This is a genomic window from Clostridium sp. AF20-7 (assembly GCF_003479275.1).
Taxonomy (GTDB): Bacteria; Bacillota; Clostridia; order Lachnospirales; family Lachnospiraceae; genus Otoolea; species Otoolea fessa.
In genome coordinates, this window is the sequence record NZ_QUGF01000006.1 from 257,023 (window position 1) to 266,194 (window position 9,172).

The 9,172-nt window shown below is 45.8% G+C and carries 10 protein-coding genes; all 10 read right to left on the reverse strand.

What is annotated here, in order from left to right:
* Positions 1-12 precede the first annotated feature (12 nt).
* The 10 genes from DWX68_RS08385 to DWX68_RS08430 all read right to left on the reverse strand — a co-directional run bounded on the left by DWX68_RS08385 (position 13) and on the right by DWX68_RS08430 (position 8,891).
* Positions 13-846: a hypothetical protein gene (locus DWX68_RS08385; RefSeq protein WP_022359996.1), complete on the reverse strand. Its 834-nt coding sequence runs from the start codon at positions 844-846 to the stop codon at positions 13-15.
* 108 nt (positions 847-954) lie between these two features.
* A complete protein-coding gene (locus DWX68_RS08390; RefSeq protein ID WP_227589767.1) occupies positions 955-1,869 on the reverse strand; it encodes a hypothetical protein in 915 nt (304 codons plus the stop codon).
* Positions 1,870-2,007: 138 nt separating this feature from the next.
* Entirely contained in the window at positions 2,008-2,439 is a 432-nt protein-coding gene (locus tag DWX68_RS08395) for an N-acetyltransferase (RefSeq protein ID WP_118468320.1), read from the reverse strand.
* 55 nt (positions 2,440-2,494) lie between these two features.
* Complete coding sequence (locus DWX68_RS08400) at positions 2,495-3,085, reverse strand: nitroreductase family protein (RefSeq protein ID WP_107000623.1); 591 nt, start codon at positions 3,083-3,085, stop codon at positions 2,495-2,497.
* A 29-nt stretch (positions 3,086-3,114) separates the two neighbouring features.
* Positions 3,115-3,789, reverse strand: coding sequence for a DNA/RNA nuclease SfsA (gene sfsA, locus DWX68_RS08405; protein ID WP_118629090.1), 675 nt, complete (start codon positions 3,787-3,789; stop codon positions 3,115-3,117).
* A gap of 236 nt (positions 3,790-4,025) precedes the next feature.
* The gene (locus DWX68_RS08410; RefSeq protein ID WP_022359991.1) at positions 4,026-4,979 is read right to left on the reverse strand and encodes an L-lactate dehydrogenase; all 954 of its coding nucleotides are present in this window, start codon (positions 4,977-4,979) and stop codon (positions 4,026-4,028) included.
* Between the two features lie 199 nt (positions 4,980-5,178).
* Positions 5,179-5,793, reverse strand: coding sequence for a DUF4125 family protein (locus tag DWX68_RS08415; RefSeq protein WP_118471356.1), 615 nt, complete (start codon positions 5,791-5,793; stop codon positions 5,179-5,181).
* Between the two features lie 108 nt (positions 5,794-5,901).
* Positions 5,902-6,882: a DUF4037 domain-containing protein gene (locus tag DWX68_RS08420; protein WP_118629092.1), complete on the reverse strand. Its 981-nt coding sequence runs from the start codon at positions 6,880-6,882 to the stop codon at positions 5,902-5,904.
* A 147-nt stretch (positions 6,883-7,029) separates the two neighbouring features.
* Positions 7,030-7,920, reverse strand: coding sequence for a tetratricopeptide repeat protein (locus DWX68_RS08425; RefSeq protein WP_022359976.1), 891 nt, complete (start codon positions 7,918-7,920; stop codon positions 7,030-7,032).
* Positions 7,921-8,249: 329 nt separating this feature from the next.
* On the reverse strand, positions 8,250-8,891 hold the full coding sequence (locus DWX68_RS08430; RefSeq protein WP_022359975.1) for a hypothetical protein: 642 nt from the start codon (positions 8,889-8,891) through the stop codon (positions 8,250-8,252).
* Between the last annotated feature and the right edge of the window lie 281 nt (positions 8,892-9,172).

Consider the following 9,172-nt stretch of genomic DNA (forward strand, 5'->3'; position numbering starts at 1 on the left):
CTTGTTCCTTTCCTATTGCATTTCTATCGTATAATTATAGCTGTATGTGTGAACATAAAGCATATTGTCCTGAGGCACCAGAAGATCCGGCTGTTTTTTCAGCTCCAGGCTTGCAATAACCTCGCCGGTGTGAAGGTTGAGCTGATAAAGATAATCCTTTTCCGAGGTAAAACCATACCCGCAGATAATAACATCCTTTTTTACAATAAAATTCATGGTGTTGCAGGTCTGATCCCCACTTCGCCAAAGAAGCTTGTTATTTTCCAGATCATAGGCAAACATAAAGCAGCTATCCGGCTGTGCGTAACCATTTGTCACACTGATGCCATAAAAGATATCATCCAGGAGGCAGGCATTATTGCCGTTGATATACCATTTATCCGTTGGATACTCCAGCACATACAGACAATTTCCGGAAATATTTTCATAAATATACAGCGCATCCCCGGACCAGATATACTGATATTCGTCATCATAGAAATTATTCCATTCCTTTCCGACCATAGGAAGGGATAACTGTTTGCTTTCATACCATTCGTTCGCAAAATCGATTCCATTTTCCTCTTCCGACACAATTTTTAACGTTAACGGTGAAACTGCATCTCCCTTCGGATGAATCTCCCCAACTCCGGATAAGTCAATGGTGATATACTTAGTTTCAGGAGCCGCATTTTCCCCTTCCCCTGCATCCTCATTTTGAATCAATACGGACTCCTCACCGGTCTCCCGGACACTTTCTGCAACACTTGACTCATTTTGCATCGTATAATCCATGTCCTTCTTGCCACAGCCAGCCAGGGTAAGCAAACAAGTCCACACAATCATAAAAGTTAGAAGTTTTTTCATATATATCCATTCCTCTATGCTCAAAAAGATGTTATCACTTTGGATGAACTTTCTTCTGAGCCATTTCTATTTGAACACGTTGAGAAGTTACCTTAACTTATCTCTATATCAAAACATGCCCGGCAGTTTCGCCGCCAGGAATAATCCAGCACCAAATGAGATCAGATTGGCCACAAAGGAATACAGGATATAATATGCATCCTCCTTTTTCTTTTCTGATAGCCTCTTAAGAATTGTGCAATACAACACTGCCTCCAGAGCAAATACAATCAGCTCAAAAAGTACATAGAAAAATGTAAATGCAAGAGGACCGGAATTATAATTAATCACATTGAGCAGCACATTTAAGATAATCTGCGTAATAATGTTGACAACAGCCAGAATCAACAGCTGTTTTTTCTGTCTGAAACCAAACAGCAGCGCCACCAGCATTTCGATTAAAATAGTAAGGACGATCCTTGCTCCAAGAGCCAGCATCTCCTGCCGGTAATTATACGAACGGTAAGCCTCAATCCGCTCATTGGTACTCAAATCATCATTGTATTCCACCGAACCGATATCCACACCATCCATATCCACTGTATAATACGTATCAAATGCATAACGAGCATAAATTCCACTGGATACAAAGGTTTCCGTTTCCGGATAATACAGAAGAATTTTAAAATCATCCGGCGGATAATAGGTCCATGCAAGCTCTTTGCTTTCACTTACCTTCCAGCTCCGCTGCAGAAAATAGTATCCATCCGGATCCTTGTAATTCACAAAGATCTCCCAGATACCAGGATCCATGTACTCTTTCTGGGCACTCTCCGTTCTTCCATCCCAGGCACTTGCCGGACCAGTAGATTTCTCCTTCGACAGCAAAGTTCCATAACAGAGCTCATCCCCCATATGCTCAAACTGAATCCGAACAGAGGCCTTTGGTCCCATATCGGCATTGACTGTCATCGGAAATGCTGAAACTGCCATTATCATACACAAAAGCATTATAAAAACAAGACTGTATTTTCTATTTTTCATACCAAAAGCCTCCCTTCAGATATTTTTATTCTGGTGAAGAATCTCATCGGCATTCTTGCTGCAAAATACTACATCCGATGGGAATCATCTTCCATCTTGTAAACAAACAGGCGGTTCATCCCCTCCTGCCATGGGTATTCAAATTCCAGACGATTCCCAATTCATCACATATTCTTTTTCTCTTGTGAATTCGTCCATCTCTTCACTCTGAATAGTAAATCCTTCTCGTTGATAAAAAGACATTGCCCTGACATTCTTCTGATATACCTTTAACTGTAATTTGTCTTTTTTATCCTTGATGTAATCCAACAACATTTTACCTATGCCACATGACTGCATTTCGTCAGAAACAAAAATACCTTCTATGTATTCATCACTTACTCCTATAAAGCCTTGAATCATTTTATCATCTTCATACACATAAACTTCCGCCTGTGGCAGCATTTCCTTCACGAATTCATAATTACTTATCCAGTATTGTTCAGGAATAAAAAAATGTGCTTTCAGATTAGTTTTCAACCATATATCAGCGACTCTATTTATATCTACCTTCTGCAACTTTCTAATCATAACGATTATTCTCCATCCAACCTGATTATAACACGATTAACTCATTACGATTTACCTATCTGTACTCAACAATTTCTTCGAAAGGTTTCCTTGGTCTTTTAGCCGGAGCTTCATTGGCAAATCCAATCGCAACAATTCCTGTCAATTGGCTGTCTGTTCCGATAAAATCCATCAGCTCATTATAGGCAAAACAAGTATTGGCAATCCATAAGGTACCCAATCCATATCCCGTTGCTGTCAGAATCATATTTTCAATCGCCGCACCTATGGACAGTGAATCACATATTTCAACAATTCGCTTTTCATTTTCAATGCTTGCAAATGGAGTATGCTGGTTGGTATTAAGCACTGCTATAAGGCATGGGGCCTCCTGCATGATTCTAACGGTATTCTCAGCATCCGGTATGGCAAATGCCCATTCCGGCATAAGTTCATGGGTCATTTTTTCTGAATTTATACCATGACGCATGACATCAACCAGTTTATCTTTTTCTTTCCCCTGATATACAATAAATTTCCAAGGCTGTCTGTTTTTAGCAGATGGTGCAAGGGAAGCACTGTATATGATCTCGTCAATTAACTTCCTTTCGATCTCATCTGGCTTATATTTTCTTATACTTCTTCTATTCTCAATTTCACGTATCATAGATTTCTCTCTCCTTTAGAACCTTGCCCTCAAGACTCATCTTCTCCTATGATTTCCAACCTATCCATCCCAACATGACATTTCAGGAAAAGCACCTCAACACCTGCTGCCTTTGCCTCGTGAAGTGCAGCGCCAAATTCGGGATGCGTTTCCGTATTCGGCCTGACTTCACTAATGCCTTCCATTTGAATCACAAATGCTATCAAACATTTATATCCTTGTCCGCACGCAGCTGCAAGTTCCTTTAAATGCTTAACTCCTCTTTCCGTCGGGGCATCTGGAAAATATCCAACTCCGTCTATCTCAAGGGTGCAGCCTTTGACTTCCATTAGATATTTTTGCTTTCCTTTTTCCATATAGAAATCCAGCCGGCTATTTCCAAAGGTATACTCTGGTTTAATAGAATCATACCCCTGTGTCATCAGCCATTCTTTTACCACTTTATTCGGTGCCTGAGAATCAATGTTAACCCATATCTTATTCTTCTTAACTGCAATCAAATCATAGCGAGTCTTTCGATTTGGATTCTTTTCTATGCAATCTTCCAAAATCACTTCCGCCCCCCGCAGCAGTAATTCACGACAACGTCCCGTATTCTTTACATGAACCGATTCTACCGCTTCCGAGCCATCAATCTTTACCCGCGCAATAAAACGATTGGGACGTTCTATGAAAATTGCTTTCACTATCTTATCATATTTCATGTGACGTTTCCTATTATATGTACTAAAACATTCATTTTACACGATTGGATTCACTGGCAGCGTCCTGGTTGCAGTTCCGTTTTCTTTCCTTACCCTGATCGTTGTCTCCTTACTGACCCAGAAAGAAAATCAGGCGGCTGCCTAAAAGATGGCCTTTACTGATAGAAAAGAATTTTATAGTAAAACCGATTGGTTCAGATGGGCTGCCGTGCCAATGTACGGCAGCCCATCTGGCATCATTCTATCAGCCCTTTCGCTACCTCTTTCAGTTTCTTAGCCGACTCCACCAGCTTCTCCGCCTCTTCCTCACTCAATGCAATCGGCACATGCGTCTCCACACCCCCGATTCCCACGATCGCCGGCATACTCAGCGTGATATCCTCGATGCCATATTCCCCATGCATCATCGCGGACACTGGCAGAATCGAGCGCTCATTGCGGACGATACACTCGCAGATGCGTTTTACCGACATTGCAATTCCGTAATACGTCGCCTGTTTTTTCGAAATAATTTCGTACGCACTGTTTTTGACCTTCTCCGCGATCGCGTCCATCGCCGCATCGTGGTTAAAATGCCCGCGCATCTCGCAGAAATCGTTCAGCGGAATGCCCGATACATTCGTACTGCTCCATGCCGCGATCTCGCTGTCCCCGTGCTCACCGATGATAAACGAATGTACACTCCGGCTGTCCACGCCCAGGTGTTCGCCCAGCGCATATTTAAGCCGTGCCGTGTCAAGCACCGTACCCGAACCGAGCACCCGGTTCTCCGGCAGCCCGCTCAGTTTCAATGCCACATACGTCAAAATATCTACCGGATTCGATACGATCAGCAGAATCCCGCCAAAATCGCGTTTTACAATCTCCGGGATGATACTCTGATAAATTGCCGTATTCTTCTGCACCAGATCAAGCCGCGTCTCCCCCGGCTTCTGGTTCGCCCCCGCTGTGATAATGATGATCGCCGCGTCCGCCGCGTCGTCATACGTGCCCGCGTAGATCTTCATCTGCCCTGCAAACGGAATCCCGTGCGCGATATCCTTCGCCTCGCCGTCCGCCTTTTCCATATTTACATCTAACAGAACCAGCTCGGAAAATAACCGGCTCTGCATCAGTGTAAATGCCGTTGCTGAACCCACAAATCCGCACCCGATGACTGCCGCTTTTCTTGGATTTACCTCTCTGCTCATACGCTCATTTCTCCTTTTTTCTCCGGCTTATACTACATGTCCATGTTTCTAGCATCCGATCTCTGCATATGGACAAGCATGCCTCTAGTCTCTCCTGCCATTCATATGTATTGTGCCGCTTACAAGAAGGAGTATACATGCTTTGGGACATTTTTTCAGTTGTTTAAACAACGAAAATAGAAACTACCACACTTTCTGTTTATTTAGAGAGCGCCTTCTCCGCCGCATCCAGCCCCTCATATCCATATGCCTTCACTTCCTCCTCCATCGTCAGAAGTGCCAGACTCTTTCCTTCCTTTTTCAGTTCATTGATAAACTGCCAGTACGTATGCAGAGTGCTGTCCGAGTAAGTCCGCAGTTCTCCAAGCAGGTACGTCTGGAAGGAAGTATCATACGGCGTATCTTCAGAACTGTAGAGAAGCCGGTTTCCAGACGCCAGCACCGGATATTTCGCCTGGTACTCTTCCATCCAGGCAAGCTGCTGTTTCACGATCGCATCACTCCACTGTTCGCCCGCCAGCGTCGGATCAATCAGAAAATGATGCAGTTTCTTAAACTGCTCCGGTGCGGTGCTCGCCATCATCCACGCATATTTCTCCATTACCAGATTGCGCCCCTGCTCATGGGCGCGGTCCATATCCGCCTGCACGCAGTCTATGAGTTCCTCTGTCCACGGTGCAAAATGGCTTCGTCGCATGATAAAAAATGTCTCCGGATCGTCCTGACAAGAAGCACGTCCGCCCTCGTTATTGACTTTCTGAAAATCTTCCCACTCCATCTGAATCAGTTTCTCTATTTTCTCCTGTTTCGTCATACGCTGTCCTCCCTTTCGCTTGCCAGATCCCTTCCAAATCAATTTCCTGCATCTTTTCTTTCAGTTACAGTCCATGCGCGTTCCCATTTTGATGTGTCTATCCGCGGCTTATCCTTCCATCACATGACATTTTTTCAACTCCGAATCCTGAATCCGTTTCATGATCTCCCACGTATGCGCTTCCAGAAATGCATCCCGGCTGTCAGTCAGTCCCTGTTTTCGCAGTTCCCCAACTACCGCCTGACAGATTTCCTCGATCCGACCCACGCGCGGATCTAACTGGTTTACATAAGGATTCCATCCCGGGGGAAACGGCGGCTTCCACATCTCGCTCGTATCTCCCATCACCGAAAGCTCCCGGATTTTTTCCGCCACCTCTGGCAGAATCTGAAAGTTTTCCATTCCCCGGAACATCCACTTATAGTAAGGCATATACGTCCGGTTTAGTAAATAGACCATCGAAATCGCCTGCCGCACAAATTCATCGAGCGCCAGCATCGCCGCAACCGTATCCCCCCGCCGCATACAGCGGCCATAATTATACTGTCCCGACTGCGCCATTTTCGCTGCCCGCGCCGCGATCTTCTTGATCCGGACATCCTCTGGATAATACTTCCGAAGCTCCTCGCGGACCGCGGAAAATTCTCCCAGTCCGTCCTCAAAAACTGCCCCGCCTGTAACTGCCGCCAGCTTATCCTCCGGCAGATGCAGCCAGCGCATCAAGCTCCTTGGCGGCTGTTCCATCCCGATAAAACGGCTGTAAAATGCCTCTATCTCAAACACACCGACACGTCCGCCGCCCCGCGCACTTGTGAGGCGTGCCGGAACACCTGCAAACTCCCCTGGCAAACGGTCATAGGCATCCTGAAGCGCATTTCCGTACTGGTTATAATCTTCCGCCGAAAACCACAGACAGAAACCCGCCCCGAAATCGTGATCCTGCGATATCGCATCGTCAAATCCCAGACATTCCGAACCTTCGCCCACCAGTCCCGCCGCCAATCGCGGCAGAAGCTCTGGAAAATCCCGCTCCAGCATCGGACGCCCGACTTCTTCATAATATCGTTTTGCCAGTTCTAGTCCCTGCATCTAATCCCCCTACCTGATTTTATGGTTTTTTCTATTTCTACGTTTTCTCTATTTTCAGTATCTTTTTTTCATGCGCGTTTCTTGCACGCTTTTTATCAAATCTTCCATCTGAAAACTTTTCAAAAAACGCTTTTTTCTTGTCCTGTCTCAGAATTTCGCATCCTTGAACTGACAGCTCGCACAGTGGCTCGGGTTTCCGCCCTTGTCTTCCTTCTTGTCTGCAGCTCCGGTAATGCCTTTTTCTTCCTTTTCTTTTTTGATCATCTCCAGATTCTGGCGGATCACCGCGCACGCATCGCTCTCGCCAAACCGGGACTGCGTTACCATCAGCGCTTTTTCCAGCAGCCCGATCGCCTGATCATAATTGCCGCGCCGCCATGCCAGCTCCCCGGCTGCTGCCAGCGCCGAACCAAAGTGTCCCGACTGCACGCCCTCCGGGGACGCATAAAAGGTCAGGCTTTCCTTTAACTCCTCGTCTGCCTCATCCAGCCGTCCCAGCGCCATCAAGGATAGCGCCCGGTTGACATGGGTCGTTGCCACCTCCGCCTCGCTGTTCTCCATCTTTTTAATTAGTTCCAGCGCCTTATCCAGCGATTCCAGCGCCTTTTCATGTTCCTCCTGTTCCTGATAAATCTGGCTGATATTATTGTAGAGACTTGCCATCTCATAGCCATCCGTTTTTCCAAGATTCTTAAAAATCGCTTCCGCCTCCCGGTACTGGGAAAGCGCTTTCTCCACATCTCCTGCCATCCGGCGCGCGGTTGCCGCATTTAAAAGTGTCGTTCCATGGTGGATCGAACCATCCAGTCCCATCCCCGCAATCAGGGACAGCGCCATATCCGCCATATCGACTGCCTGTGCAACCCGTCCGGTATTCCGGTAGAGTCCTTCCATCTCATTGCACATCATCAGGCAAAGGCTTTTGTTCCCTGAATCCAGCCCTTCCTTCATCCAGCCCATCATTTTCTCTTCCGCTTCGTCCAGTTTTCCCTGCGCATAAAGGCGATCCAGTTCCTGAAACATCTGCTGTGTATCCATTTTTATCCCTCTTTCTTTCCCTTCTTTATTCTTGTTTCTGTTATTTTTTTCATTAATGTGCCTTGGCACCTTTGACACAAAAAGAGATACCGCAAAACCTTTTTCCCATCCCTCTGCTCCCCATCTTCTTATTTCTGACAGGTCAGTGCACGGATTCTGTGGTTTTGCGGTATCCACTATCTGTTCTCAAACCTTGTAAAATCTATCTCTTTCTCAATAATGCTTTCTATGCCGCCATGCAGCACCCGCATTCGGATCGCGTTTCATTTCAACGATCCGGCTTTTACAAATCCTGTATTCATCAAACGAAGCAGCTTCCGATCGCCGCATCACCCCATCGGCGAATATCCAAACGTATTTACCAGCGCATCAATCTTCTTTCCTGCCTTGCAGAGCGGGCAGTCACGGTAATCTGAATACGTATAATCCGGTAAATCCTTCTTGCCAAAGACTGACTTGATCGGCACACCATCCAGCGAATCCATCGCACTGAAAATCGCCGATGCGCCCTGTAAGATACCACCGTAATACTGGATGCTCTCAACTGCCTTATTTAAGGTACGTCCCGTCGTCACGGATGCCATCAGGATCATCACATGTTTATCGCGGATCATCGGAATCAGGTTGTCACGGAAAATGATCTGGCTGTTGTTGTTAAACTCCGGGCTGATTACATAGATAGATTTGTGCGCGTTCGTCGAGAGAAAACCGCCCTTTGCCAGCTCCTCCGCCAGAAAAGCACCGATAACTTCCGTGCCCTCCATGCAGACAATCGTGTCGATCACGGTGTCATACAGATACATGCCAACCAGCGCCTGTGCAACTTCCTCCGCCTCTTTCGTTCTCGCTTTCAGGGTCGTCACATCAATGTAATAATTGATATGTGCATGGTTTGTTGCGAAATGTCCTGGCCGAATCTTTAACGGTACTGTCGCTCCAGTTGTGTAGATCTTTGTATAACTTTTCTCCATAAAAACGCCCCCTTCTCCATCTAAATAGGTGTTCATAAATGTTTGAAACTGCTTCTAAAAGTTCCATGTTCACAGTCACTTCCATCCATGGATTGATACCCTTATTATACTAGAAAATGTGGCGTTTAACAAGATAAAATCTGTCATCATATGTATATTTTTTTATTTTTCTGTCTTTTCTCCAGGCATTTTTTTCTCACAAACAGAACACACACCCGATACTAAGACTGTGAACTACTCGGTAACTAAGTTACCAGAGCATCTGAAATCTGGCGGGATAC